The following is a 26745-nucleotide window of genomic DNA, read 5'->3' on the forward strand; positions in this document are numbered from 1 at the left end:
GTCAGGCGAGGTACAGGCCGATGGTGAGGAGGGTGACCCAGGTCAGGCCTGCTGCGAGGAGGACGCGGTCGCGGAAGAGTTCGCGTTCGGGTTCCTCGCCTCGGCCGGTGGAGACGAGGAGGGCGTAGCGGAGAAGGCCGGTGAGGAACGGCAGGAAGGAGACGGCGAGGAGCTCGCGGTAGGTGTCGTGGTGGATGTACTGGAACGCCCACAGGCCATACACGAACGCCGTGCCGACGAGGGAGACCGTCAGCACCTGGTCCAGCCACGCCACCGAGTACGCCGCCAGCACCGGCCTGGTGATCGCGTTGCCGGCCGCGACGTACTCCGCCTTGCGCTTGCCGGTGACGAGGAACATCGCGCCGAAGAGCGAGACCAGCAGGAACCACTGCGAGACCGGAAGTCCGGTGGCGGTGGCGCCGGCGGCCGCGCGGAGAACGAAGCCCAGGGCAACGATCATCAGATCGACCACGGCCACGTGTTTGAGGCCGAGGACGTAAAGACCCTGGGCCAGCAGATAGGCGACGGCGAGGCCGAACGTCGCCCAGCCGAGTGCGCCGGCGATGATCAGCCCGGCGACAGCGGCGGACACCCCGAACGCCAGGGCGACCGGCGGACTGATCGCTCCGGCCGCGACCGGGCGTGACCACTTCCGCGGATGCCGTCGGTCGTCCGGCGCGTCGCGGAGGTCGTTGACGGCGTAGATCGACGCCGCGAGCAGGACGAAGCCGATCCCGGCCAGGGTGGCCCGCAGCACGACCGCCGGTACCGTGAGCGCGCCCGCGGCCGCCGGCGCCGCGAAGACGATCGCGGCCTTGTGCCACTGCCGCGGACGACTCAGGCGCAGCAGGCCGCCCGCCGTACCGACCTGCGCGGCACGCGGCTTGCTGGTCCGCAGCTCGGTCATCGGCTCGTCACGTAGAAGAAGTCGCGCTGGTCGGCGACCAGGTAGCGATCGGACGGCGAGCTCATCGAGCCGAGCAACCGCCGGCCGGTCACGCCGCCGGACCCGCTCGGTTGCTCGATGTCGAAGCTGACCATGGCGGGGTGGATGTCGAGCTCCAGACCCTGCACGATGCCGGCCTGCGCCATCGCTGCCGCGAGGGTCGCCAGCGTCAGCTTGCTGCCCGCGACGTAGATCAAGTTGCCGTGGGCATCCGTTCCGAGCCCGGAGCGCCAGGTGTACTGGAACTGGCTGCGAACGGATCCCCAGCGGCCGTTCGCATTCACGGTCAGGCCGGGGACGACCTTGCCCTGGACGACGACCGGATCGAGGTTCTGCCGGACGGCGACCACATCCGGCATCATCCGGACGGTCTGGTCCCAGGTACCGATGCGGGCGGTTCCGTCACGCAGGATCACGACCGACGCGCGACCGGCGACCAGCGGTACCGCGGACGACTCGGTGGTCCACCATCCTCCGTGGGAGTCCCTCATCTTGAAGCCCGCGTTGAACGTCGCGACCAGCGCGCGCCGGTCCCGGACCGGAACGGAGTACCCGTTCCTCGACGCCATCCCGACGAGCGGTTCCCGAGTCCCCGGCATCAGGTGCAGGCAGTAGCTGTCGCGTGGCAGCAACGCGGCCGCGACCGATACCGGGAGGTGTCCCGGGTCCACTCGGAACCAGCTTGTCCACAACAGCGGCACGCCCGTGCTCGACAGTCTGGCGACGGACCAGCTGCCCTCGCGTGGCAAGGGCGTCACGCCGGGGAGAAGCCGAACCGCCGGCAGCCCGGCCCCACCAGTACGGAGACCGGACCGGCCCGCGCGGGGAAGCGGGAGGGTACTCGGAGCCGTGGTGTCGGTCGGTGCACCGGTCGCGGGCGGCTGCTGATGGGAGTACCGCCAGGTCTCGATCGCGTCGATGATCCCTCCGCCGCCGTGGTCCCGGATCCATTCGACGGTCCGCACCGAGAAGCTCGCCTGGCCCGGGTACAGCAGTGCCCGCACGTACGAGGTCACGGGGATGGCGAGCGCGATGCAGCAGATCAACGCGATCCAGCGCCTCCGGTGGGTGATCATCGCAGGTCGACCGGGAGAAGACGACGCGGTACGAGGTTCAGTACGCGCACGGCGATCCCGAGAATCCACGGCACCCACACCACCGTCCTCCGGCCGTCGACGGCGGACGCCACCCGCCTCGCCACGTGCTCCGGGCTCGTCGACAAGGCAGGTACCGGGAGGCCTGCCGTCATCCGCGTCGAGACGAAGCCCGGCCGGACGACGAGGACGCGGACTCCGGTCTCGGCGGTCTGCCGCGCGAGCAGCCTGGCCGTCGAATCGGCCAGCTGCTTGCCCAACGAGTACGCCGCGATCGCCTGCCTCGGGCGGACCGCGGCCGCCGAGGAGAGCAGCACGATCTGCTCAGTGCCGCGGTGGACCAAGGCGCGCAGCAACAACGAGACGCCCAGACCGTTGACGACGACGCCCTCCGCGAACGACTTCGACGCGAGGGATCCGACGGCCACGATCACGAGGTCCAGCGGATCTTCCGCGGCCAGGTGATCGAGCCTTCCGTCGATCTCCTCGACGGTCAGTCCGGCGTCGTACTCCGTGGTCGACACCGAGTACCCGACGGTCCGCAGCCGCTCCGCGTTCCGCCAGAGTTCGTCGCTCGGCCGGCCGGCGAGGACGACCCGGCGGGGAGCGGGTCCGAGGAGCCGCAGCAGCACCGCCATACCGATCTCGGACGAGCCACCGACGAGAAGGGCGGAGCCCGGTGTCATGGCAGCAGTCCGAGGCGTTCGGCCAGGCCGGAGGTCCAGCGGCCGATCGGGTCCAGGCGTTGCTGGGTGTGCTGCCAGGACCAGATGCGCGGGTACATCCTGGGGACCAGCTCCGGATCGGTGACCGAATCCTTGGCCAGGTAGACGCGACCGCCGGCGCTTGCCACCAGCTTGTCGAGAGGGCGCAGGGCGTCCAGGCGATGGAGCCAGCGGGCCGGTAGGTCCACGGCCAGGGTCCAGCCCGGGATCGAGAACGACAGCGGCCCGGCGGTACCGAAGCCGAGGTTCTTCAGCGTCGTCAGGGCAGGCGTCATCCCGTGCGTCCCGAGGTACACGAGCACCTCCCGCAGTACTCCGGAGCCTTCCGGCGGCACGGCGAACTGGTACTGGACGAGACCCCTGCGCCCAAAGGCGGCCGGCCACGCCTCGACGCGATCCAGCGGGGACAGCGCCGTCCGCAGCGGCAGGACCTGCGAGTTCATCGAGCGGCCGGCGTGCCAGCGGGCCGTCGACGCGGCGGCGATGGTGGCCCTCGAAACGATGCCGGGTCCGGGCAGGGAGCGGCGCCGGCGCGTTCCGGTGATCCGAGTCTCCGGGAAGGGCGGGACCGCGGTCGGCAGATCCAAGGTGGACGCGCCGTAGAACTCGTCGACGATCCCCCGTCCGAGCGTCCGGCCGTGCGCGTGCCCGTCCAGCCAGGCGATCGCGTGCCGGTCGGGATCGAGCTCCTGCCGGACCGAGATCGCTCGCATCGCCTCGAGCGTCTCGTCGAGTGACCGGGTCCGGCGCCGGTTCCGGATCACCCAGCCGGTGTCGACCCGTTCCAACTGGAGGGCCGCCCGGAGGATGACCCCGGTCAGGCCCATCCCGCCGACCGTGGCCCAGAAGGCGTCGGCGTCCAGCCCGGCGGACAGCTGGACGATCGCCGCGTCCGACCGCAGCAACGCCAGCCAGTGGACGTGCTGCCCGAACGACCCGGCCCCCGGGTGGTTCTTGCCGTGGACATCACTCGCGATCGCGCCGCCGACCGTGACGCGTTCGGTTCCTGGGACCACCGGGAGCTTCCAGCCCGACGGCAAGGTCAGGTCGATCACGTCCTTGAGCAGCGCGCCGGCCTCGACGACCAGGACTCCGGTCCCCTCGTCGAAGGAGACGATCCGGTCGCGGCACGTCATGTCCAGCACGATCCCGGCACCGGGCAGGGCCGCGTCGCCGTAGCTCCGGCCGGCTCCCCGGACCGTGATCTTCGGCTCGGCCAGGACCGCCTCGACCAAGGCGGTGTCGAAGGTGGGTCGTCGTACCTGGGTGGTCCGGTGGACCGTTCTGCCCCAGCCGGCCAGGTCCTGCGTCCTCGGTGCGTCGAGCATCATGACGCCGACGTTAGGAACTGCGGGCTGAGCGGACGCTGAGTCCGGTACACCGCGAGATGCTGATCGACCACGTGCGGCCAGGTCATCACCGGATCCGTTGCCCGGTTGCGTTCCTGGATCCGGACGAGCCGCTCGTGGTCGGTCAGCAACGCGGCGACCGTGGACGCGAGCTGTGCGTCGGTCCCGACGAGGTAGCCCTCGATTCCGGGCCGGACGAACTCACCGACCCCGCCGGACGCCATCGCTACCACCGGCAGTCCCGCGCAGCGTGCTTCGAGCGCCGCCACACCGAACGACTCCAGCTCCGCGGGAGCGACGTAGACGTCCGCCGTCGCGTACAGCTGCTGGATCTCGAACCGGGTCAGCCGCCCGGGCAGGTCGACCCGGTCACCGAGTCCCCACCGCCGAACCGCCCGAGCCACGTCGTCGGCCAGGGGCCCGGTCCCGACGAGTACCGCCCTGAGCTGCGTCTCGGACGGCATGAGATCGCGGACGCTCCGCAGGACCCGCAGCAAGGCCATCGGCCGTTTGCGCCGCGTCAGCCGCATCGTGCTCACGATCGTCGGCGGATGATCAAGGAGCCGCGGAGTACGCCACTGGGCCGGGTCGACGCCGTTGTGCAGCACCTCGACCGACCGGTATGGCAACAACCTGTGGAGTGCACCGGCCACTGCCTGACTGACCGCGGTCCACCGAACGCTGCCGACGTACCGATCGATGGACTCGACGGGCCAGGGGGTCGACGGGCTGGGCAGGGAGTGCAGGGTGACGATCGCGCCTTCCACCAGGCGCGCGGCTCGCCATGCCAAGGGCGACAGCAACGACGAGTGACAATGCACAACGTCGTAGCGCGGCAGCTCCGCCCGCAACGTCTCGACAGCCGACGGAGATGGGAGACCGGCCAGCCTCGGCAGCCGGACCACGGGAACATCACCGGCCGCTGACGGCCCGTCAGTCAGGGTGAAGACCGTGACCTCGTGCCCCGCCTGGGTCAGCTGCGCGCCGAGGTCGTGGACCTGCAGCTCGATGCCGCCCAGCCTCGGCAGGTAGCAGTCGGAGACCAGCGCGATCCTCATCCGGCCAGCGCCGCCTGCCGGGTCCGATGCTGGAGCCACGACCAGGCCGCCAGGGTCACACCGCCGACCGGGATCTCCATCAGATAGGTGAAGCCCCGGAACAGCAACAGCCCCGCGGTCACACCGGCCGGGTCTCCCCCGAGCGCGACCAGGGCCGCTGTCGTGCCCACCTCGACGACCCCTGCGCTGCCTGGGGTGATCGGTACCAGCGTGAGCAGCCGTTCGACGGCGAGCGCGGTGAACAGTACCGGCAGCGCGAGCGGCACGTGCAGCACCTGGAAGCACAACCACAGCAGCGCCAACTGGAGCGCCACGTACGCGATCATCCCGGCACTCATCGTGCGCCAGCCGGCCTCCATCAGGTGCAGGATCGAGCGCCGCAGCGCCGGCAGTTGCTCGCGGAGCCGGGTCCGGCGAATCACTCGATCGAGGATTCCCCCGACCATGACGGCCACTCGCTCGTCCGCGAGAATCCAGACGCTGAGCCCGACCGCGACCGGAACCGGTGCGAGCAGCAGGCCGGCCGACGCGAACGCCGAAGCACTGTGCAGGATCGGGACCAGTCCGAGGGCCAGCGCGACCACGCCCAGCTTCGAACCGACGTTCAGCAAGGTCGTCACGGCGATGAACCCGGCGAAGGCCGCCGAGCTGAAACCCCAGCGTCGGACCATCGCAAAATTCAGGGCGGTCCCGGCGGCGCCGCCGAGCGGCAGGACGTTCGCCACCGCGCTCCCGGTCAGGCTCAGTGTCAGGCCGCGTCGCTTCGACAGTCCTGGCAGGGAGGCCGCCAGGACGTAGGAGTGCGCCCACAGACCCGCGATCCACACGACCGCGAGCAAGAGCAGCGATCCCACCGACACCCGGCCGAGGACCCCGCCGACCTGGCTCCAGGTCGCGCCGACCGCCCGCGGCAGGAATGCCACCAGGGCGGCCGACAGCACCCCGGTCAGGACGGACGTCACCACCCGGCGGCGTCGGGTGCGGGTCCTGCCGGTTCCCGGTCGGTCGTCGTTCTTCGTCATCGCACCCAGCCTGGGCAGGAGGCGCTGAGAGGGAGCTGAGAGCAACGAGGTCCGGCGCTTGAGCCGTGCAATGCTGGCCAAGTGACGCAAAGCTTCACGCTCGTGGCCTTCCACGCGCACCCGGACGACGAGGCTCTGCTGACCGGCGGAACCCTCGCCCGGCTCGCCGCGGAAGGACATCGCGTCGTCCTCGCGGTCGCGACCGACGGTGAGGCCGGTGCCGCGGCGACGTCCTACCGCGCCGACGGCCGGCTCGCCGTCCGGCGCCGGCAGGAGCTCGACCGGGCCGCGGCCGAACTGGGCTGCGCCCGGGTCGTCCACTTCGGCTTCAAGGACTCCGGCTCCACCGGCTCGCCGGTTCCCGGCGGCTTCAGCACCCTGTCGACCGACGAGGCTGCCCGGCCTTTGATCGAGTTGTTGCGCGCCGAACGGGCCGACGCGCTGACGATCTACGACCCCGCCGGCGGGTACGGCCATCCCGACCATCGCCAGGTCCACTTCGCCGGGACGTACGCCGCGACCAGGGCCGGTACCCCGTTGGTGCTGGAGGCAACGATCGACCGTCGGCTGATCCAGCGACTGGTCAGCGTGGTCGAGGCGATCCCGGGCATCCTGCCCGACGTCCGGGCCGGCGACTTCGACGACGCCTACACGCCGAGTACGGCGATCACCCACCGGGTCGACATACGCCGCTACACCGACGCCAAGCGGCGCGCCTTCGAGGCCCACGCCAGCCAGGCCAGTTCCGACGAGGGCGCCCGGACCCTCGGTCTCCTGCTGAGGCTGCCGCCCTGGTTGTTCCGGCGGATGCTCGGGCGGGAGTGGTTCGTCGAGCACGGAAGGATCCCGGCCGAGCCGCTGGACGACCTGTTCGCCACGCTTCGCTGACGTCGTTGCCAGGACGCGGTGGGTGCTCCGAAGGCGTTCGCTGGGAGGCCGCACGGCGGTGCGCGACGATGGTGGTGATCGATCATCCGCGGCCGACCGGCCCTGGCCCGGAGGAGAGGGGGCGCATGGTGTCCGCAGTACGCAAGGCGATCTCCAGACTGCGGCCTGCGACCGTCCGCAGCCGATCGACCGCAGCCGCGGTCGTCGTGGTCGCGGTCGCGATGGCCCTGGGCGCCGCGGTCCTGCTGCTCCTCCTGCAACGAGCCCTCATCACCGGCGTCTCGGACGCTGCCGACGAACGCGCGGCGGAGGTCGCGAACCAGATCAGCGACGAAGGGGTCACGTCCCTCGCTCAGGATCTGCCCGAGACCACCCGGCCCGGCCAGGTGATCCAGGTCCTGGACAGTTCGGGGCGCGTCGTCGCGGCGTCGTCGGCTCAGGCGGACACCACGGCGCTGACCGATCTGCGTCCCGTCGCGGGGACGGTCCAGCGAACCGAGGCCGGGGACCTGGAGTTGTTCGAGGACGACCAGGACTATCTGCTCGTCGCCCAGGGCGCCGAGCACGACGGCCGGACGTACACCGTGGTGGTCGCGACCTCCGTCGGGACCCAGCGGTCGACCGTGGCCACCGTCACGAGGTACCTCGCGATCGGCTTCCCCGTCCTGCTGGTCGTGGTCGGGGTCGCGGCCTGGCTGCTGGCGGGTCAGGCGCTGCGCCCGGTCGAACGGATCCGCCGACGGGTGCAGGGCATCGGGTCCACCGACCTGACCGAGCGGGTCCCGGTGCCGGCGACGGACGACGAGGTGGCCCGGCTGGCCCTGACGATGAACGAGATGCTCGACCGGCTCGAAGCCGGCCAGGCCACCCAGCGCCGGTTCGTCGCCGACGCCGGCCACGAGCTCAGGTCTCCGCTGGCCACGGTCAACGCGGGCCTGGAGGTGATCGGGCCGGCCGCTCGCGGTCAGTCCTGGCAGGACCTGCACCGGCTGATGCTCGGGGAGTCCGACCGGATGCGGCGCCTGATCGAGAACCTGCTGATCCTGGCGAAGGCCGACGAGGCCGCCTTGCCGCTGCAGCGTGCGGAGGTGGATCTCGACGATCTCGTCGACACCGAGGTCCGCCGCCTGCGCGAGGCCGGCGGCGAGGTCAAGGTCGTGACCGACGTGCACCCGGTCCGCGTCCTGGGCGACTCGCTGCGGCTCAGCCAGCTGATCCGCAACCTGGTCGACAACGCCGCGCGAGCCGCGCACAGTACCGTCCGGCTGAGTACCAGCCAGCGTGCCGGGCAGGCGATCGTCACGATCGAGGACGACGGGAACGGCATCCCGGAACAGGACCGGCTCCGTGTCTTCGAGCGGTTCGTCCGCCTGGACACGAGCCGGGACCGGGCCAGCGGCGGATCGGGCCTGGGCCTGTCGATCGTCCAGGAGATCGCCAAGGCGCACGACGGGACGGTCACCCTGACCGCCGCGGCGACCGGCGGGACCGTCGCGACGGTCACCCTGCCGCTGCCGTGAGCCTTGACCGGGCGTCACCGATCGACCACGCCGATTCACCCAGCCGACTCACCCAGTCGCCTCACTCAGCCGGCGCTCAGGTGCGGCGACGGACACTGGGACCATGCGGGTGCTGATAGTCGAGGACGAGGTCCCCTTGGCCGAGACGATCCGGCACGGCCTCGCCGAGGACGGCTTCGTGGTCGAGGTCGCCCACACCGGCGAGGACGGTCTCTGGGCGGCGACCGAGCACCAGCACGACGTGATCGTGCTCGACATCATGTTGCCCAAGCTGAACGGCTACAAGGTCCTCGAACAGCTCCGCGCCCGCGGCGTCTGGACCCCGGTCCTGATGCTGACCGCGAAGGACGGTGACTACGACCAGACGGACGCCTTCGATCTCGGGGCGGACGACTACCTGACCAAGCCGTTCGGCTTCATCGTCCTGATCGCCCGGTTGCGGGCCCTGATCCGGCGCGGTGCGCCTGAACGGCCGGTGGTGATGGCGGCCGGCGATCTCGTCCTGGATCCGGTCCGGCGGCGGGTGGAGCGGGCGGGCCGGGAGATCACGGTGACGCGCCGCGAGTACGGTCTGCTCGCCTTCCTGATGCGGCACCGCGGCGAGACCGTGAGCAAGAGCGAGATCCTCGAGAACGTCTGGGACTCGGCCTTCGAGGGCGACCCGAACGTGGTCGAGGTCTACATCCGGTACCTCCGCCTCAAGCTCGACATCCCCTTCCACCGCCACGCCATCGAGACCGTCCGCGGCCTGGGCTACCGCATCGACGCCGACGGCGGCTGACGTCACTCGCCGGCGTGTTGGAGCAGCTGGTCGGCGAGCGCGGTGCGGCGGTAGCGCACGGATCGGCCGGATCTGGCCGACTCCAGCAGGCCGACGTTCCTGAGTGCCCGGAGGTGTTGGTTGACGGCCGAGGTGGTGACGCCCAGGTCGAGCGCGAGTTCCGTCGAGCTGGCCGGCTCGGCCAGGCGGGCCAGCAGGCCGGCGCGGACGGTGCCGAGAACGGCGGCCAGGGCGTCCGGTGGTACCGCGGGGCGTCGCTCCCACAAGGTCGCCACCCCGCGGGCCGCGTACACGATCATCGGTGGGCCGGCGGGATCGACCGGGGCCGCGGTGTGCAGCGCGAAGAGGCTCGGCATCAGGGCCAGGCCGCGGCCGTCCGTCCGGACGTAACGGGCCGGCGCCTGCGGGATCGCGATCCTGATCACCGGCGGCTCGAAGGTGATCCGGTCCGACAGTCCGGTGAGCATCGCCTGGAGACCTGCTGCCGAGCTGACCCGGCTCCGGTAGCTGATGTCGGCTTCGAGCAGCATCCGCATCCGGGGCCAGGACGGCTCGACCGCGACCGCCCAATATGCGTCCAGCGCCGTGGCCACGCGTCGGAGCAAGACGCCAGGCTCTTCGGAGAGCACGATCCCCGGCAGCCTCGCGAGGTCGGCGCGAACCTGCTCGGCCGGGGTCGCCGCCATCCGTGCCAGCTCGTCGGCGAAGGTCACGGTCGGGTCCGGTGGTACCGGGGTCAGGAAGTCCGGGGACCAGCCGCGCCGGGTCAGCAGTGACAGCAGCAGGGCCAGGTCCGGGAGGTCGCCGAGGTCGGGCAGGGTCCGCAACCACGCGCGGTGCAACGGGTACCTCGCTGGGTTCTGGACCGCGCGCAGGCTCAGTACCGTCTCGTTCAACGGCGAGATCGCGAACCGGGTCGCGGTCAGGTCACCGTGGGCCAGCTCGTACTCGATCACCGCTCACCGCCGATCGCGCCCTGTCCTGATGGTTGCCAGCAGCAACTCCCCGCCCTCGAAGACGCCGCCGTCGATGGCCGTGGCCCGTCCAGCAGCGTACTCGAACGGCGCCACGGCGGCCCGTCCTCGCAACCCGAAGTGCTTCCCGAGGGTGCTGTGGCCGTGGACCAGACGTCGCGCACCGTACGCCGCCAGCACGCGATCCAACCGCCGAGCCGTTGGATCGCGGAAGGCGCCCCGTGACCCGAGGACCTCGCACAGCGTCACCCAGTCGTCGACCTGCGTCGAGGCCAGCAGTTCCGCCGTCCGGGTGTTGACGGCGGACACCGTCGCCCCGAGCTCCAGGTAGTGGTCCGTGTCGGAATGAAGGAGCAGCAGGTCCCCGTCCACAGCAACGGCCGGCAGGTCCGACAACCACCGGAGGTGTTCCTCACGGAGTCCGTTCAGATCCGCCGGCCGGCCGCCGAACGCCTGCCAACCACTGAGCCAGTCCGGGTACGGAGCGAGTGCCGGAACCGGGAGGTCGCCGAAGTGATACGCGGCGAGGAGCTGCACCTCGTGATTCCCGAGCAGCGCGCCGACCCGGCCACCGGCGGCCGCCGCCTCGGCCTGAAGCGCCCGGACGCGGTCGACCACGGCGAGCCCGTCCGGTCCCCGATCGACGTAGTCGCCGAGGAACCACAAGGTCGCGTCCCCGCCGGTCCAGGACCCCGGGCCGTTGACCAGCCCCGCCCTCGCCAAGACGGCCTCGAGCCGATCCAGGTGGCCATGGACGTCCGACAGAGCGAACGTTCGACCAGGTCCCGACCGCGCACCAGAACCGCTCACAACTCTCACCCTCCGTGTCCGACACCAGGGATCCAGCCTGCTGCCGATCCCGCCGGACCGTTACTGATGTAGCCCTCGCCTTCATCCGCGGTCGGGCCAGGATTCTGCTGCCAGGGCAGGGATTCGCGCGTAGTGTCAGCAGCGATGTGTTCCGTGCTCAGGGGGAGCAGAAGATGAGCCAACCGACGACCCAGCCCGAGTACCCCGACACGATCGACGCCGCGGTCCTGAAGATCGCCGGCGTCGTGGTGCTCGGCGCCGTCATGTCGATCCTCGACATCACCGTGGTCAACGTCGCGCTGCCGACGTTCCAGGTCGAGTTCGGATCGCCCGAGAATCCGGTCTCGTACTCGCATGTCGCCTGGACGGTCACCGCGTACACGCTGGCGCTGGCGACCGTGATCCCGCTGACCGGGTGGGCAGCCGACCGGTTCGGGACCAAGCGGCTGTACATGATGGCGATCTTCCTCTTCACGGCCGGCTCCGCGCTGTGCGCGACCGCACAGAGCATCGACATGCTGATCGCGTTCCGGGTCCTGCAGGGCCTCGGCGGCGGCATGCTGATGCCGTTGGGGATGACGATCATGACCCGGGCCGCGGGACCGCACCGGATGGGGCGGCTGATGGCCATCCTCGGGGTGCCGATGCTGCTCGGCCCGATCCTGGGACCGATCCTGGGCGGCTGGCTGATCCAGGTCGCCAGCTGGCACTGGATCTTCCTCATCAACGTGCCGCTCGGCGTGGTCGCGCTGGTGTACGCCTGGTTCGCGCTGGCCAAGGACACCCCGCACCGCTCCGAGTCGCTCGACGTCGTCGGCGTCGCGCTGATGTCGCCCGGTCTCGCGTTGTTCCTGTTCGGAGTGTCGTCGCTGCCCGCCGAGAACGGGGACTTCGGCGCGCCCCGGGTGTGGGCCTCGATGCTGGTCGGGCTGCTGCTGATGGGGGCGTTCGTCTGGCACTCGTTCCGGCCGGAGCACCCGCTGCTCGATCTCCGGCTGTTCCGCAACCGCAACCTGACCGTCTCGATCATCACGATGTTCCTGTTCGCCGCGGCGTTCTTCGGCGGACTCCTCCTGGTCCCGACGTACTTCCAGCAGGTCCGCGGCGAGTCCACCCTGCAGGCGGGTCTGCTGGTGGCTCCGCAGGGACTCGGTGCCATGGTGACGATGCCGATCGCCGGCCGCCTCGTGGACAAGGTGCCGGTGGGGCGGATCGTGCCGGTCGGGCTCGCGCTGATCGTCATCGGCATGTTCGGCCTGACCCAGCTCACGGCGACCACGCCGTACCCGCTGATCATCGGCATGCTGATCGTGATGGGCTTCGGGATGGGCGCCACGATGATGCCGCTGTTCACCTCGGCGCTGAAGACGCTCGCCGGTCCGCAGGTCGCCCGCGGGTCCACGTTGCTCAACATCACCCAGCAGATCGCCTCGTCCTGCGGCGTGGCGACCATGTCGGTGATCCTGACCAACCAGCTGAACAACTCGCCGATCATCCCCGGTACGGAGAACATCCCCGGGCTCGACGGAGGCCTGCACGAGACCCAGGCGGCCATCCTGGCGAACACTCGCCCGGAGAGCCTCATCCCGCTGCACCTCGACCCCGTTGCGATCGCCCGCGGCCTGGTCGAGGCCGCCGAGGCGTTCGCGAACACCTTCTGGGTCGCCTGGATCCTGGTCATCCTCACGCTGATCCCGGCCCTGATGCTCCCCCGCAAACGCGAGGTCTCCCACCTCCTCGACGACAAGGCCCCACCGGCGGTGGTCGACTGACCACCACCGGCGGCCTATCCCCGGGCTTGTCAGTGCTTCGTGACAGCGTTCATGGGCAGGTACGCCGTGAGACCCGAGTTGCTGCCGACGCCGCCGACCCGCATCAGCCAGAGCTCGGCGTTGGACAGGGCGCGGTCGTAGATCCGGAACTCGTCCATCTCGCCGTGGAATCGGTTCGCCCCGTCGAGCCGCTGGCCGACAGTGATCGGCGTGGGATCGCTCGACGTAACAGGCCCCGCAGCGCCGGCGGCGGACCCGGCCGTGGCACCGTCGACGAGCAGAGTGACCGTGCCGCCCTGCCTGCGCAGCACCACGTGATGCCACTTGCCGTCGGCGTGCGCCCCGGACGAGGTGACCGTCGCCGAGCCCGACGAGGTGGTGACGGTGCCCCGGAGACGGTTGCTGCCGGGTTCGGCGCGCAGCCAGACCTGCGGGGCGCCGTTCATCCCGTACGCCCAGAAGATCGCCTGGTCACGGCTGGTGTCGTCGTACCTCATCCAGGTCGACACGGTGAAGTCGCCCGCACCGATCGCCGGCGTGGATCGGTACGGCAACTGGACCCGGCCCCGCTGTCCGTCGAAGCTGAGTCCACCACCGAAGCGGCCCTTGGTCGCCGTGACGCCGTCGAAGGCCAGCGCGGACCGACCGCGGAGATCGGGGGTCCGGCCTGGGGTGTTCAGGTCCCGGGCAGTCAAGCGGACGAACGCGATCTCCGAGCGGTAGTCGGTGGTCCCGCGTTCGTAGAGCATCCCGAGCCCACCACCTGGTAGCTCCACCAGGTCGGAGTACCCGCCGTAGCAGGCGCACTCCTCCACCGAGGCGGCCCGGTCGTTGGACCCCCAGACCTGGGTGCCCTCGTCGGTCGAGTCGGCCGGGGTGTCGACCGACTGCCAGGTCGTCCCCTCGTCGAAAGACGATCGCAGTGTCGGCCGGATCCGCGGCTCCACGTTCACCGACGGCGCCAGGGTGATCAGCTGGTTGTACGCGTCCCCTTCGTCGGTGGCCCGCAGGCGCAGCGCCGACGACTGGATGGTCGGCACCTCGAATCCCGGCCGCAGCTTGAAGTCACTGTGGTAGGTCGCGCCGCCGTCCTTGCTGATCGCGACCGCGCGATGCGGCCGGACGTCCGGATCGGCCTCCTGCTCGGGGGTCCCGCCGCCGAAGTTCTGCCGGCCCCACACGTACACGTCGCCGTTGGCCAGTTCCACCAGGCTCAGCTCCTGCGGCACCAGCTGCCGGTCGGCCGGGTACTCCACCTGGGCGCCGCGCTGCCAACTGGCGCCCGCGTCGTCGCTGTACACGAGCATCGCCCCGTACCGGCCACCCGCGTCGTAGTTGACCCCGGCAATGATCCGGCCGACGTGCGCGCCGCGCGTCAGCTGGATGGCGTGCACCGGCCCGGTCGCGTAGTGACCCCAGGCCGGATCGTCCAACGCGGTCAGGGTGTTCGGCCGGGTCCAGGTCACCCCGTTGTCGTCGCTGTGCACCACGTACGGGGTCCGCGGTGCGGTCCGGTGGTTCGAGCCGGGGGTTTCCGGGTTCACCGGATTGTGCGTACCCAGCACCACGATCCGCCCGTCCGGCGCGTCCGTGACCGGTGCCCCCGGCAACTTCCGGTACACGACCGGGCCGGGGTTGCCCCGGGTCGCGGGCGCCTGCGGATCATCGGGTTCGCCGCGGACCACGGTCTGTGGCGGCAGCCATTCGGTCGCGCCGGCCGGGAGCCGGCGAACCACGGTCTCGATGTTGGACTTGTCGGCGCAGGTGTGGAACCGGTGCTCGGCGAAGGCCAGCAGCGACCCGTCCGCCGCCCGGACCAGCGCCGGGATCCGGTAACACCCGGACGGCACGTTCGGACTCGAGTACAGCACGGTCGTCTGGTCGGGGAACGGGTCCACCGTCGCGGTGTCGGCGAGCGCGGGCGCGCTCTGCACCGGTACGAGCATCGCGCTCACCAGGGCTACGGCCAGCACCGCGCGATGGCGGGTCGAACGATGAGTGGTCACGGGCGGTCGGTCCTCTCCTCGACGGGCGGGGGAACTACGAGTGCCTGGCCACGGACTCGGCGAACTGGTCGTGCCGAGCCGCGCCGCCGCCGTTGCCCTCGCGGGACTGTGGGGCGGCAGGATCGAGATAGGTAGGCGGAGTCGCTTCGTACAGAGCCCAGTGCGCCGCGGCTGCACGGATTCGCTGCAGCACGTCCGCGTGCGCCGGATCGCCGGCGAGATTCGTGAGCTCGTACGGATCGGCGCCCAGGTCGAAGAGGGCCTGCCCCGCGACGTCCGACCACAGCAGCTTGTACCGGTCGGTGCGAGCCATCCCCGCACTGCCGTGCCGTCGGTCCTCGGCGAACACGTACTCGTGCCCGGCTGCCGGCTCACCCAGGTCCACACCCGGCAGCGGTGTCGCCGGCTCCAGCTCACACGCGGACAAGACGGTCGGTGCGATGTCGATCAGCGAGACCAGGGCGTCCGAGGTCTCACCTGCTCGTCCCTGCCCGGGGAACTTGATCAGGAACGGCACCTTCACCACCGGGTCGTACATCGGCCCGTCCTTCAGCAACAGGTGATGGAAGCCGAGGTACTCGCCGTGGTCGGACGTGAAGACGATGAGCGTGTCGTCGTAAAGCCGCCGCTCCCGCAGCAGATCGAGCAGGCTGCCGATCTCCTCGTCCAGGTGGGCGATCGTGGCGTAGTAATGGGCCATCACCTGCCGCAACCTCGGCAGGTCCAGCGGCTCGTAGTCGAAGTACTCCCGCTGGTGCGGCAGGTCGGCGGCAGGAATCGAGTCTGTCCACCCGGGCAACGGCGTCAGCGCCTCCGGGTCGTACGTGTCGTCCCAGCCGGCCGGTGGATCGAAGGGGTGGTGCGGCTTGATGAACGACACGTGCAGCAACTGGCCGCCCTCGTCGGACCAGGACTCGAGCACCTTCCGGGCCTGCTCGCCGATCCAGGTGGTCGAGTGCCACTCCACCGGCAGGTTCGACCGGCCCGCGCCGTAGCTGTCCCAGTAGGTCAGCGGAGCCTTCGCCCGGAACTCCTGCTCCTGGTCGAGCAGATCGGTCACCGGCGCCAGCCCGGCGGCCGCGAGGTCACGGTGGTAGTCGTCGTCGTACCGGCCGGGCCCGTGCTGCTCGGCCAGCATCAGGTGGTCGTACCCGACGTCGAGGTAGGTCGGCGTGAAGTGCATCTTGCCGACCGCGGCCGTCCGGTACCCGGCCGCGCGCAACGCCCTCGGAAAGGTCTCGATCCCGGGAGCGAGCGTGCAGTGGTTCGACCAGCCACCGTGCTGGCGAACGTGCAGCCCGGACAGCAACGAGTACCGGGACGGGGTACAGACCGGGAACGGCGCGTAGGCGTTCCGGTAGTGCACGCCGTCGCGCGCGAGCTGGTCCAGGTGCGGGGTCCGGACGTCGGGGTTCCCGGCCAGGCCGAGACAGTCCGCGCGGAACTGGTCGGCCTGGATGACCAGGACGTTGGTGGCCATCAACGGTTCCGGTCGGTGAACCCGAGCTTCGTCACCTCGGCGTGCAACGCCGCCACCTGATCCGGACCGGGTGACACCAGCGGCGGCCGGCACGGTCCACAGTCGACCCCGGACAACGAGCCCAGCGCCTTGAACCCGGCCAGCTCCCCGCCGTACCGCCCGGCCACGTCGATGACCTGCTGGGCGAGCAACTGGGACTCCCGCGCCGCGGCCAGGTCACCTCGATCCACCTCGCCGAGCAACCGCTTGAACAGCGGACCCGCGAAGTTGTACACCGAGCCGATCGCGGCCCGCGCACCCCACTGCCGCGCGGCGAGCACCAACTTGGCGACCCCGACGAAGACCTCGTGCTCCTCGCCCGCGAGCTGGAGGCACCGTTGCAGGTCGACCATGTCGTTGTGGGCGAACTTGACCCCGGCGAACGACGGGATCCGTTCCCGGCCGGCCAGCAGGACGTCGCTCGCCCGCACGCCGACACCGGTCATCCCGGGGATGTGGTAATACGTGAACGGCAGGCTGGGCGCGGCGTCCGCGATGGCGGCGCAGCTGTCGACCACCGCGTCGACCGTGTCCGGACGGTGGAAGTACGGCGGGACCGCGGAGATCGCCCGGACCCCGGCGGACTCGGCGTGCGCGGCCAGTTTGCGGGCCTCGGTGAGGCTGGCGTGCCCGACGTGGACGATGACGTCCAGCCGGTCCGCCGCCACCTCGCACCACCGGTCGACGAGCGCCATCCGCTCCTCGGTCGACAGCGACGCGCCCTCGCCGGCGGTCCCCCCGACGTACGCCGCCACCGATCCCCACGCGAGCAGGTCGTCGGCCTGCTTCGCGACGAGGTCGAGGTCGACCTCACCGGTGTCGGTGAAGGGGGTGAACACGGCGGTGAGCAGTGCCATGTCCGCCTCGTCGGCCGAATAACGCAACGCGGTCATACAGTTCCTTTCTCAGCCCTTGGTGTTGGAGAGGTCGACGAAGTCGCGGACGTCCGTGACCAGTCCGGTGATGCGCTTGTCCAGCGCGAAGAGGGACGGCACCGTACTGATGCCGATCGCCCAGGCCTCGTCGACGAGCACCTTGTTCAGCTCGGCGTACGCGGTCTTCTGGGCCTCGGGGGTGATGGCCGCGGCCGCCGCGGCAACCGCCGCCACGTACGCGGGCGGGACGTTCGCGTGGAACGTGGTGTTCGCCTTGGTGGTCAGCATCTGCCGGCCGCGGGCGATCAGCGACGGGCTCTGCATGTTGTTCGGCTGCATCGCCACGGTGCACTGCAGCTTGCTGGCGAACAGCGCGTCGAGGTACGCCGCTTCCTCCTGCGGGGCGATGTCCAGCTGGAACCCGATCTTCTTCAGGTCCGCCTGGATGATCTCCAGGGTCGCGACGGACGGGCTGCCGGACGACACCCCGGCCACGGCCTTGCGGGCACCGCCCGACCGCTCGAGCAACTCCCCGGCCGCGTCCAGGTCGAACCCGTGCGAGTCCAGGTACCCCTTCTCGAACGCCGGCGACGACGGCATGAACGCCGTGTACACCGGGTCGCCGATGCCGAAGCTGACCTGGTCGAGGATCCGCTTGCGGTCGATCGCGCGGGCGATCGCCTGCCGGAGCAGCTTGTTGTCGAACGGCGCGATGGTGGCGTTCATGAAGAACAGCGACATCCGGCCACTGCCCTCGACCAGGGTGAACCGCTGCCGCAGCCGCTCCGCGTGCCGGAACCCGAGGTACGCCGCGCCGTCGACCGATCCCGACTCGAGCCCGGCGACCAGCGCGTCCTCGTCGGTGAAGAAGCGGTACTCCACCTGGTCCAGGTACGGCCTGTCCTTGGCGTAGAAGTCCGGGTTCTTCTTCAGGACCAGCCGCTGGTCCCGGCGGAACTCGGCGAGCTGGAACGGCCCGGACCCGGCCGGCTCGCGTTCCAGCTTCGCCGGCGTGTTCGAGGCCGACGGGATCAGCGGGAAGGCGAACATCCAGTCGAGCACCAGCGGTTCGGGCGTCGGCGCCTTGAAGGTCAGCCGCACGGTTCGCGGGTCGACCGCCGTCGCCGAGGCGATGAACGCGGTCGGCTGGGCCAGCGTGAACCCGGCGTCCGGGTCCTGGGCCCGCTTGACCCCGGTGACCACGTCCTCGGCGACCACCGGGGCGCCCGAGTGGAACTTCGCCTCCCGCAGGGTGATCGTGACCGACTTGCGGTCGGCCGCGAACTCCCACTTCTCGGCACCCGCCGGGATCGGCTCGTACTTGCCGTCGGACGGGTAGTCGAGCAGATAGGTGTAGAAGGCGTGGATGTGGATGTCGGTGTTGGTCAGGTACGGGTCGAACTGCATGATCTTCGTCGTCCCGAGGGTGATCTTGCCGGTCGCGGCGCCGCCACCGCTCTCGGAGCCGCCGGTGCCACAGGCACTGAGCAGCGGGGTGCCGGCGAGCGCACCGGCCGCGAGCAGGCCGTTGCGGAGGAACGCGCGACGGGCCAGCAGTCGGGACTGGATCGGTGAATCGGTCATGGTGATGACTCCTGACTTCGGAGGTCCGGGGTGGTCTCAGGTCAGCCGGATCCGCGGATCCAGCACGGCGTACCCGAGGTCCACCAGCAGGTTGAGCAGCAGGAAGGTGGCGACGACGAACAGCACCCCGCCCTGGACCAGCGCGTAGTCGCGTTCGCCGATCGCGGTGTAGAGCAGGCGGCCCAGTCCGGGGTAGTTGAAGACGGCCTCGATGACGACGGTGCCGCCGAGGAAGCCGCCGAGTTGGAGGCCGACGATGGTGATCGTGGGCAACGACGCGTTCCGCAGCGCGTGGCGGCGGATCACGTCCCGTTCCGGGACGCCCTTGGCGCGGGCGGTCCGGATGTAGTCCTTGCCCATCACGTCGCCGAGCGACGTGGCGAGGAACCGGGCGGTGACACTGGAGGTGTGCACGGCGATGGCGAGCGCGGGCAGGATCGTCGCCGTCAGCGCGCCGCCTGGATCGCCCCAGAACGGCACGTAGTCGCTCGACGCGGGCAGCCACCGCAGTTGGACGGCGAGCACGATGATCAGCAGCAGCCCCAGCCAGAAGGTCGGGACCGCGAGACCCGCGGTGAGGTACCCCTGGAACAGCCGGCCGGCCACCGACCGCGGCCGCAACGCGACCACGATGCCGACCGGTACGGCGATGACCAGGGTCAGCACCATCGCGAACCCGGCCAGCTGGACCGTCGCCGGGATCCGGTCGAGCAACTCGGCGACCACCGGCTGGCCCGAGTAGTACGAGGACCCGAGGTCACCCGCGAGGGCGTGACCGATCCAGGACAGGTACTGCTCCACGACGGTCCCGTCCAGGCCGAGCCGCTGCCGGGTCGCCTCCAGTTCGGCCGGGCTCGCGTCCGGGCCGAGCAGGACCGACGCGGGATCGCCGGGCAGCGCGAAGGTGAAGGCCCACACCGCGATCGAGCCGAGCACCAGGACCACGGCGAACTGCAGTAGCCGGCGAATCAGATGGGCGTACATCTAGACCGCACCTCCCGTGGTGACGTTGGCGGCTGCTTGCCGGCCGGCGCCGCTCACCGCGAGCCGCAGTCCGCGGCCGATCCGGTCGAGACAGAAGACGGTGGCGACCAGGCAGAGGCCGGGGAACAACCCGTAACTGGGACTCTGGTAGAGGTACGAGCGCGCGTCCTGGAGCATGCCGCCCCACGACGGCGCCGGTGGTGGCGTCCCGAGTCCGAGGAACGCCAGGCCGGCCTCGACCACGACCGCCATCGACGCGGTCACGACCACCTGGATGACGATCGGGCCGAGCACGTTCGGCAGCACGGTGCGGACCAGCGTGTCCGGCGTACTCGCACCCATCCCACGGGCGGCCAGGACGAAGTCGCGGTCGCGGATCTCGAGTGTGGCCACCCTGGTCAGCCGGGCGAACTCCGGGACCGCGCCGATCCCGATCGCGAGCACCAGGTTGAGCCGGCCGGACCCGAGCGCCACGATCATCACCAGCGCGAGCAGGATCCCCGGCACGGCGAGCAGCAGATCGACGAAGCGCATCGCGATCGCGTCCACCCAGCGCCCGAGGTACCCCGCGAGCAGCCCGAGGGGTACCCCGATGCCGGCGCCGACGACGACCGCACCGGCGGCCGCGATCAGGGACGCGCGGGCGCCGTGGATCATCCGGGACAGGATGTCGCGACCGAGCTGATCGGTACCGAGCAGATGTCCGCCGGACGGGCCGAGCAGGGACCCGCCGCTCTGCGCGTTCGGGTCGAACGGCGCGATCAGCGGGGCGAACACCGCGACCACGATGAGGATCAGCAGTCCGGTCGCACCGACGACGGCCGACTTGGACTGCGCGAACCGGCGCAACGGCTCCAGTCGTCGATGGGCCTGAGAACCAGAGGTGTTGCTCATCCGCGCACCCCCACTGCCGGGCCGACGGGTTGGTCGGCGAAATGGCAGGCCGTATGGCCGCCGGCGATCGGCCGCAACGGTGGTTCCTTCTCCGCACAGACGTCGGCCGCGATCGGGCACCGGGTCCGGAACCGGCAGCCGGACGGCGGGTCCACCGGACTGGGAACGTCACCACCGAGCGGTACGCGTCGCCGGTCCGCCCGGCCGACGGGATCGGGGACCGGCACCGAGGCCAGCAACGCCCGCGTGTACGGATGCCGCGGATCGTCGTAGACCCGCTGGGCCGGCCCGGACTCGACGATCCGGCCGAGGTACATCACCGCGACCTCGTCCGCGACCTGCCGGACGACGGCGAGATCGTGGCTCACGAACAGATACCCCATCCCGGACTCGCGCTGGAGGTCGGCGAGCAGGTTCAGGACCTGGGCCTGGACCGAGACGTCGAGCGCGGACACCGGTTCGTCGAGGATCAGCAGCCCGGGCTTCGACGCCAGCGCCCGCGCGATCGCGACCCGTTGCCGCTGCCCACCGGAGAACTCCGACGGCAGCCGATCGATGTGCTCGCTGCGCAGGCCCACCCGGCTGAACAGGTCGGCCACCTCGCGCCGGCGCTGGCCGTACGACAAGCCCTGCAGGCGTAGCGGTTCCGCGACGTTGTCGCCGACGCTCAGCCGCGGATTCAGTGAGGCATACGGATCCTGGAAGACCATCTGCGCACGCCGCCGGATCTTCCGCAGCTGCGAGCGGCCCGCGGTACGGACGTCGTCGCCCTCGACGAGGATCCGGCCGTCGGTCGGTTCGACCAGGCGGAGGACGAGCCGCGCGAGCGTGGTCTTGCCACACCCCGATTCGCCGACCAGTCCCAGCGTCCGGCCGGCCGGCACCTGCAGGGAGACGCCGTCGACCGCATGCACCCAGGCCGAAGCCCGGGCGAACAGCCCAGAGCGTACGGGGAACCGCGCAACGGCCTCCTGCACTTCGAGCACCGCCCCACCCGACTCCTCTGCGCCGTCCGTTCGACTGGCGGGCGCGGGCTGGTCGTCGGCGGGTTCGATGGTGAGCAGGCTCGCCGCCTCGTCGGGGAAGTGGCAGGCACTCAGTCCGCCGCCGAGCTCCTCGGCCTCGGGGACTGGCTCCGGACGCACCTCGGTACACACCGAGCGACCGCGGGAGATCGGGCAGCGCGGCGCGAAGGCGCAGCCGGCCGGCAGTTCGCTCGGATCCGGCGGCTGGCCCGGGATCGGGCGCAGGCGGTCCGCGGCCGCGTCGAGTCGAGGCAGCGCGCCGAGCAACGCCGCGGTGTACGGGTGTCGTGGCCGGGTGAAGATCTGGGTGACGTCGCCGGACTCCACGATCCGGCCGCCGTACGTCACGCCGACCCGGTCCGCGGTCTCCGCGACCACCCCGAGGTCGTGCGTGATCAGGACGACGCCGGCACCGGTCTCCTCCCGCGCCACCCGCAGCAGGTCCAGGATCTGCGCCTGCACGCTGACGTCCAGCGCGGTGGTCGGCTCGTCCGCGATCAGTACCTTCGGCCGGTTGGCGATCGCCATCGCGATCATCACCCGCTGGCACATGCCGCCCGAGAACTGATGCGGGTACTGGTCGTAGCGGGTCGCCGGATGCGGAACGCCGACCATGCCGAGCAACTCGACACATCTCGCTCGCGCCCCGGCGGCGGACAGGGCGCGGTCGTGCACCCGGAGCGTCTCCGCGATCTGGTCGCCGACCCGTTGCACCGGGTTCAGCGCCGAGATCGCGTCCTGGAAGACCATCGCCACGTCCTTGCCGAGCCGGCGCCGCAGCTCCGCCTCGGGCAGCGCGAGGAGGTCGACGTCACCGAGCACGGCCTGTCCCGACACCTTTCGCAGGTTCGGCGCGCTGAGCAGTCCCAGCGCGGCGAGTACCGACACGCTCTTGCCCGAGCCGGTCTCCCCCAGCACGCCGAACGTCTCGCCGCCGGCGACGTCGTAGCTCATCCCGTTCACCGCGCGGACCAGGCCCGCGGGCGTCGCGAACTCGACCACCAGGTCGCGCAGGCTGAACACGGACCCGTCCCCCGTGCGTTCTGGACCGGCGGACGGGGCGCCGCGATCGGCGATCCCGTCCTCGGTCACGCCGTTGAGGGCTCCAAACACCGACGACCTCCCGGGGAACGATGCATGATTTCTGCAAGATGTCCTACAGGTTGCGAACGTAATGTCCCCGGCACGAGAGTGTCAAGATCCATCAGATATCCTACAAATCAGCGCCGAGCGGGAGGATGATCGACAAGGTGGCCACTCACCAGCAGGACCAGGAGTTCCGGCGGCTCGACGCCAGGGCTCCGCTGCACCAGGTCGTGCAGCACGAGATCAGGAACTTCATCATCAAGGAGCGGCTCCGCCCCGGCGACCCGCTCAAGTCGGAGGCCGAACTGGCCCGCCTCTTCGGTGTCAGCCGCAACTCGGTCCGCGAGGCGGTCAAGGCGCTGGAGTCCACCGGCGTGCTCGAGACGCGGCGAGGCAGTGGCGTCTACGTCCGCGACTTCTCCTTCGACCCGTTGCTCGACCACCTGCCGTACGGCCTGATGCAGGGCAAGCAGGCTTTACGCGAGCTGGCCGCGCTGCGCAAGACGCTGGAGACCGCGCTCATCACGGACGCGATGGACGCGATGACGCCAGCCAGTGTCAGCGCGCTCCGCGAGACCCTGGAGGAGATGCGGGCGCTGGCGGAGCAGGGCGAGGGCTTCGCCGAGCAGGACCGGATGTTCCATCAGTTGCTGTTCCGCGACCTCGGCAACACGATGCTGCTGCGGCTGTTCGACCTGTTCTGGCTGGCTTTCCACGCCGCCGTCCCACCCGCACGCGGACGCACACCGATGGATGCGTACCACGGTCATGCGACCGTGTTGGACGCGATTCTCACCGGTGACCCGGACCAGGCCAGGGCCGCGATCCGGGATCACTACATCGGGATCGAGTCCAAGCTCGCCGAAGCCCCGGCCGATCCCGCCGAGACCGACTGACCGACCGCGCCGTCAGTCGGCGAGGCGCCGCGCTCCGGACCTCGGCAGTTGCCGCCGGCCACCGAGGATCCGCAACCAGTGACGGGCGAGGTACGGGGAGCCGCCGACGGCCCCGGCCAGGAGCAACAGCGCGATCGGGGCCCCGAGCAACGTTCCCAGTCCGACGAAGGCGACCGCTCCCCCGCCGGCCAGACCCGCGCTCAGGAAGACCGCGGGCCACTGGTCCCGGCGGATCGGCCGGTTGTCCCCCGGGGTCAGCACGATCAGGGCCAGGACGCCGCCGGTCACCGCGGCGAGGCCGAAGAGGACGAGAACCGTCGGTCGCGGCAGTGTCAGCGCGGCCATCGCGCCGGCCGTGCCGACGACACCGCTGAACCCCCACCAGGCAACCCGGTACGTCCTCATCCTCGCCTCCACCTCGCAGCGTTCGTACCATCAACTCTGCCGGGCGGAGGCTCTGGAACGTATGGGTGCGACCAGCCATCTTCCGAAGGCCGGTGGACCTACCAGGACCGGGGTGTGCGGGTACTCAGGACGAGGCGGTCTCCCGGCGGTCGCGGAGCCGGTTCTTGGCTGATCGTTCGACGAACAGCGGTACGAAGTCGCGGATCGGTGCTTCTTCGAACTCGGGACGCGTCTGCGCGACGGTACTGGCGATGTCGGCGGCCGGCAGTTCGGGAAACTGCTGGGCCAGCCGCTCGACGACCTCGTCGATCGCGCGGTTCTCCTCTGACCTGTCCATAGCCCTCAGGATCACCAATCCGATCGCACCGGACAACGCCCCTCCGCGAGCAGCGCAGCGGGGGCGTCCTGCCGTCACCGCGGGGTCGCCGAACGTACGATGTGGTCTCCGCGACGCGTCCGAGGAGGTCGGCAGTGCCTGTCAGCATCAAGGACGTCGCGCGCGAAGCCGGCGTCTCACTCGGCACCGCGTCGACGTACCTGAACAACCCCGAGCGCGTCGGTCCGCAGACCGCCCGGCGGATCCGGAAGGCGATCGACGACCTCGGCTACGTCCGCAACGAGGCGGCCCGGCAGTTGCGCGCGGGGCACAGCCGGATGCTCGCGATGCTCAGCATGGAGTTGCAGAACCCGTTCTTCGGCGCGGTCGCCGAGGTGATCGAGAAGCGCGCCGCCGACTTCGGCCTGTTCATGATGCTGCTGTACGGCCACGGCGACGTCGACCGCGACCGTGAGTACGTCGATCTCGCGGTGCAGAAGCAGGTGTACGGGATGATCCTGGCGTCCGGCAGCGCGACGCCGGACGTGCTCGACCTGCTCGCCCGGCACCGGGTACCGACCGTGCTGATGGACGCGCACGCCGATCGCGACGGGTTCGCGTCGGTCGCCATCGACGACGTCACCGGCGCACGACGCGCCGTGGAACACCTGATCGAGCAGGGCTGCCGCCGGATCGCCGTGGTCGGCGGCGAGCCGGTACTGCCGCAGATCCAGGAGCGCGTCCTCGGCGCCCAGCAGGCCGCCGCCCACCGTGGTGTACGCCTGGAAGTCGTCCCCACGAAGGAACGCACCGTGGAAGCGGGGCGAGCGGCCGGCGAGGAGCTGGCGCAACGGCCGGCCAGGCAACGGCCCGACGGGATCTTCGCGATCAACGACCTGGTCGCGATCGGTCTGGTGGACTCGCTGGTGATCTCCCGCGGCTGGCGGATCCCGGAGCAGGTCGCGCTGGTCGGGTATGACGACATCGACTTCGCCTCGTCCACGATCGTGCCGCTCTCGACGGTCCGGCGCCCGCGCGACGTGTTCGGCCGGGTGGCGGTCGACTTCGTCCGCGAGCTCGCCGGGACCAAGACGCCGGCACCACCCCGGCACGTCGAGATCCAGCCGGAGCTGATCGTCCGGACGAGTTCGCGCCGTCGCTGAAACGATCTCAATACCTCGGCCGCCAGTCCGATCCCGGACACCGCACCCGCTCGCCCTTGACACGCTCAGGGGGCTCCGAGACAGTTCGCTGAAACGTTTCGGTGAACGAAGGGAGCCCTCCATGGCGGTGTCCTCGACGGTGGTGCCAGCCGCACCGCGGCGACCACGCCGCCGGCGGCTCGCGGTGTACGTGACGCTCGCGCCGGTGCTGGCGACGCTGGTGGCGTTCCAGTACTACCCGGCCGTGAGCGGCATCTGGCACTCGTTCTTCGACTGGAAGCCGGTCGGCCGATCGACGTTCGTGGGACTGGACAACTACCGGACGATGCTCGGCGACGACCTGTGGTGGAGCTCGTTCCGCAATCTCGGCGTCATCTTCGTGTTCGGCGTGGTGATGTGGGCGATCCCGCTGCTCGCCGCGGAGTTGCTCATCTCGCTGCGGCACCTCCGGCTGCAGTTCCTGTTCCGGACCCTGCTGATCGTGCCGATGGCGTTCCCCGGGGTCGTGACCGCGCTGGTCTGGTCGTTCATGTACCACCCGAACCAGGGCATCATCAATCAGGCACTGAGCGCGATCGGCCTGCCCGGCCTGCGGCAGAACTGGGTCGGTGATCCGGATCTGGCGCTGATCAGCCTGCTGTTCATCGGGTTCCCGTTCGTCGCCGGACTGCCGTTCCTGATCATCTACTCCAGCCTGCGCAACATCCCGGCGGAGATCTTCGAGGCCGCCGAGATCGACGGAGTGGGCCGGCTCCGGCGGGTCTGGACGATCGACCTGCCGCTGCTGGCCGCGCAGATCAAGGTGCTGTTCTTCCTGGCCGTCGTCGCCACCCTGCAGTACGGGTTCCTGGCCTACATCGTCACGTCCGGCGGTCCGGACGGCGCGACCTCGGTCCCGGTGCTGCGGATGCTCGACGTCGCCTATCAGGGCGGCGACTGGGGATACGCCGCGGCGCTGTCCACCACGTTGTTCGTGATCACCCTGGCGCTGTCCTGCGTGGTCGTGTTCGTCCGCCGCTCGAACAGCGCGGCCGACGCGAAGGGGATGTGAGC

The 26745-nt window shown here is 70.4% G+C and carries 24 protein-coding genes; 7 read left to right on the top strand and 17 right to left on the bottom strand.

Translation table 11 applies throughout. From position 1 onward, the window contains the following. Nucleotide 1: 1 nt before the first annotated feature. From FB561_RS28745 to FB561_RS28770, 6 genes are read right to left on the bottom strand one after another with little or no spacing between them, the layout of a single operon-like run. Nucleotides 2-907: a decaprenyl-phosphate phosphoribosyltransferase gene (locus tag FB561_RS28745; protein WP_145812101.1), complete on the bottom strand. Its 906-nt coding sequence runs from the start codon at nt 905-907 to the stop codon at nt 2-4. Then, nucleotides 904-2022, bottom strand: a complete 1119-nt coding sequence (locus FB561_RS28750) for a hypothetical protein (protein ID WP_145812103.1) — start codon at nt 2020-2022, stop codon at nt 904-906. Before FB561_RS28750 ends, FB561_RS28745 begins: the two co-directional genes overlap by 4 nt. Continuing rightward, nucleotides 2019-2726, bottom strand: coding sequence for an SDR family NAD(P)-dependent oxidoreductase (locus FB561_RS28755; RefSeq protein ID WP_145812105.1), 708 nt, complete (start codon nt 2724-2726; stop codon nt 2019-2021). The genes FB561_RS28750 and FB561_RS28755 overlap by 4 nt, the downstream gene beginning before the upstream one ends. After that, on the bottom strand, nt 2723-4096 hold the full coding sequence (locus tag FB561_RS28760; protein WP_145812107.1) for an FAD-binding oxidoreductase: 1374 nt from the start codon (nt 4094-4096) through the stop codon (nt 2723-2725). The genes FB561_RS28755 and FB561_RS28760 overlap by 4 nt, the downstream gene beginning before the upstream one ends. Continuing rightward, nucleotides 4093-5172 (bottom strand): glycosyltransferase family 4 protein, encoded by a 1080-nt coding sequence (locus tag FB561_RS28765; protein ID WP_145812109.1) that lies wholly within the window; start codon nt 5170-5172, stop codon nt 4093-4095. Before FB561_RS28765 ends, FB561_RS28760 begins: the two co-directional genes overlap by 4 nt. Further along, nucleotides 5169-6194: a lysylphosphatidylglycerol synthase transmembrane domain-containing protein gene (locus FB561_RS28770; protein ID WP_170284795.1), complete on the bottom strand. Its 1026-nt coding sequence runs from the start codon at nt 6192-6194 to the stop codon at nt 5169-5171. Before FB561_RS28770 ends, FB561_RS28765 begins: the two co-directional genes overlap by 4 nt. 81 nt (nt 6195-6275) lie before the next feature. Between FB561_RS28770 and FB561_RS28775 the strand changes: the two genes are divergently transcribed. The 3 genes from FB561_RS28775 to FB561_RS28785 all read left to right on the top strand — a co-directional run bounded on the left by FB561_RS28775 (nt 6276) and on the right by FB561_RS28785 (nt 9383). Beyond that, nucleotides 6276-7082, top strand: coding sequence for a PIG-L deacetylase family protein (locus tag FB561_RS28775; RefSeq protein ID WP_202880764.1), 807 nt, complete (start codon nt 6276-6278; stop codon nt 7080-7082). Nucleotides 7083-7207: 125 nt separating this feature from the next. Beyond that, the gene (locus FB561_RS28780; RefSeq protein WP_170284796.1) at nt 7208-8602 is read left to right on the top strand and encodes a sensor histidine kinase; all 1395 of its coding nucleotides are present in this window, start codon (nt 7208-7210) and stop codon (nt 8600-8602) included. Between the two features lie 103 nt (nt 8603-8705). Then, entirely contained in the window at nt 8706-9383 is a 678-nt protein-coding gene (locus FB561_RS28785) for a response regulator transcription factor (protein WP_145812118.1), read from the top strand. 2 nt (nt 9384-9385) lie between these two features. Here FB561_RS28785 and FB561_RS28790 read toward each other — a convergent pair whose 3' ends face one another. Both FB561_RS28790 and FB561_RS28795 read right to left on the bottom strand, forming a co-directional pair. Beyond that, nucleotides 9386-10339 (bottom strand): ArsR/SmtB family transcription factor, encoded by a 954-nt coding sequence (locus FB561_RS28790; RefSeq protein WP_145812120.1) that lies wholly within the window; start codon nt 10337-10339, stop codon nt 9386-9388. A gap of 3 nt (nt 10340-10342) precedes the next feature. Beyond that, entirely contained in the window at nt 10343-11176 is an 834-nt protein-coding gene (locus FB561_RS28795) for a metallophosphoesterase (RefSeq protein ID WP_337692322.1), read from the bottom strand. Between the two features lie 164 nt (nt 11177-11340). Between FB561_RS28795 and FB561_RS28800 the strand changes: the two genes are divergently transcribed. Next, nucleotides 11341-12939, top strand: a complete 1599-nt coding sequence (locus FB561_RS28800; RefSeq protein WP_145812122.1) for a DHA2 family efflux MFS transporter permease subunit — start codon at nt 11341-11343, stop codon at nt 12937-12939. Between the two features lie 29 nt (nt 12940-12968). On the opposite strand, the gene FB561_RS28805 is transcribed toward FB561_RS28800, so the two are convergent. The 7 genes from FB561_RS28805 to FB561_RS38835 are packed head-to-tail and all read right to left on the bottom strand — an operon-like array spanning nt 12969 to nt 22939. After that, on the bottom strand, nt 12969-14945 hold the full coding sequence (locus FB561_RS28805; protein WP_145812124.1) for a sialidase family protein: 1977 nt from the start codon (nt 14943-14945) through the stop codon (nt 12969-12971). 34 nt (nt 14946-14979) lie between these two features. Next, on the bottom strand, nt 14980-16425 hold the full coding sequence (locus FB561_RS28810; protein WP_145812127.1) for a sulfatase-like hydrolase/transferase: 1446 nt from the start codon (nt 16423-16425) through the stop codon (nt 14980-14982). Continuing rightward, nucleotides 16425-17357 carry a dihydrodipicolinate synthase family protein gene (locus tag FB561_RS28815; RefSeq protein ID WP_145812129.1) on the bottom strand — a complete coding sequence of 311 codons (933 nt, stop codon included), beginning with the start codon at nt 17355-17357 and terminating at the stop codon, nt 16425-16427. The genes FB561_RS28810 and FB561_RS28815 overlap by 1 nt, the downstream gene beginning before the upstream one ends. A gap of 12 nt (nt 17358-17369) precedes the next feature. Beyond that, on the bottom strand, nt 17370-18923 hold the full coding sequence (locus tag FB561_RS28820) for an ABC transporter substrate-binding protein (protein ID WP_145812132.1): 1554 nt from the start codon (nt 18921-18923) through the stop codon (nt 17370-17372). Between the two features lie 36 nt (nt 18924-18959). Continuing rightward, nucleotides 18960-19907 (bottom strand): ABC transporter permease, encoded by a 948-nt coding sequence (locus FB561_RS28825; protein WP_145812134.1) that lies wholly within the window; start codon nt 19905-19907, stop codon nt 18960-18962. Continuing rightward, complete coding sequence (locus tag FB561_RS28830) at nt 19908-20801, bottom strand: ABC transporter permease (protein ID WP_145812136.1); 894 nt, start codon at nt 20799-20801, stop codon at nt 19908-19910. It lies immediately after the preceding gene. After that, on the bottom strand, nt 20798-22939 hold the full coding sequence (locus tag FB561_RS38835) for an ABC transporter ATP-binding protein (protein ID WP_238335110.1): 2142 nt from the start codon (nt 22937-22939) through the stop codon (nt 20798-20800). The genes FB561_RS28830 and FB561_RS38835 overlap by 4 nt, the downstream gene beginning before the upstream one ends. Nucleotides 22940-23064: 125 nt before the next feature. Here FB561_RS38835 and FB561_RS28840 point away from each other — a divergent pair, with 125 nt between their 5' ends. Then, nucleotides 23065-23808 (top strand): FadR/GntR family transcriptional regulator, encoded by a 744-nt coding sequence (locus FB561_RS28840; RefSeq protein ID WP_145812138.1) that lies wholly within the window; start codon nt 23065-23067, stop codon nt 23806-23808. A gap of 12 nt (nt 23809-23820) precedes the next feature. Here FB561_RS28840 and FB561_RS28845 read toward each other — a convergent pair whose 3' ends face one another. Next, nucleotides 23821-24213 carry a hypothetical protein gene (locus tag FB561_RS28845; protein ID WP_145812140.1) on the bottom strand — a complete coding sequence of 131 codons (393 nt, stop codon included), beginning with the start codon at nt 24211-24213 and terminating at the stop codon, nt 23821-23823. Between the two features lie 124 nt (nt 24214-24337). Next, nucleotides 24338-24550, bottom strand: a complete 213-nt coding sequence (locus FB561_RS28850) for a three-helix bundle dimerization domain-containing protein (RefSeq protein ID WP_145812142.1) — start codon at nt 24548-24550, stop codon at nt 24338-24340. Between the two features lie 134 nt (nt 24551-24684). On the opposite strand from FB561_RS28850, the gene FB561_RS28855 reads away from it, so the two are divergent. Together FB561_RS28855 and FB561_RS28860 are read left to right on the top strand one after the other, a co-directional pair. Then, nucleotides 24685-25692, top strand: coding sequence for a LacI family DNA-binding transcriptional regulator (locus tag FB561_RS28855; RefSeq protein ID WP_145812144.1), 1008 nt, complete (start codon nt 24685-24687; stop codon nt 25690-25692). A 121-nt stretch (nt 25693-25813) separates the two neighbouring features. Next, nucleotides 25814-26743 (top strand): carbohydrate ABC transporter permease, encoded by a 930-nt coding sequence (locus FB561_RS28860; RefSeq protein WP_145812146.1) that lies wholly within the window; start codon nt 25814-25816, stop codon nt 26741-26743. Nucleotides 26744-26745 lie beyond the last annotated feature (2 nt).

The sequence above is a fragment of the Kribbella amoyensis genome (assembly GCF_007828865.1).
Lineage (GTDB): Bacteria > Actinomycetota > Actinomycetes > Propionibacteriales > Kribbellaceae > Kribbella > Kribbella amoyensis.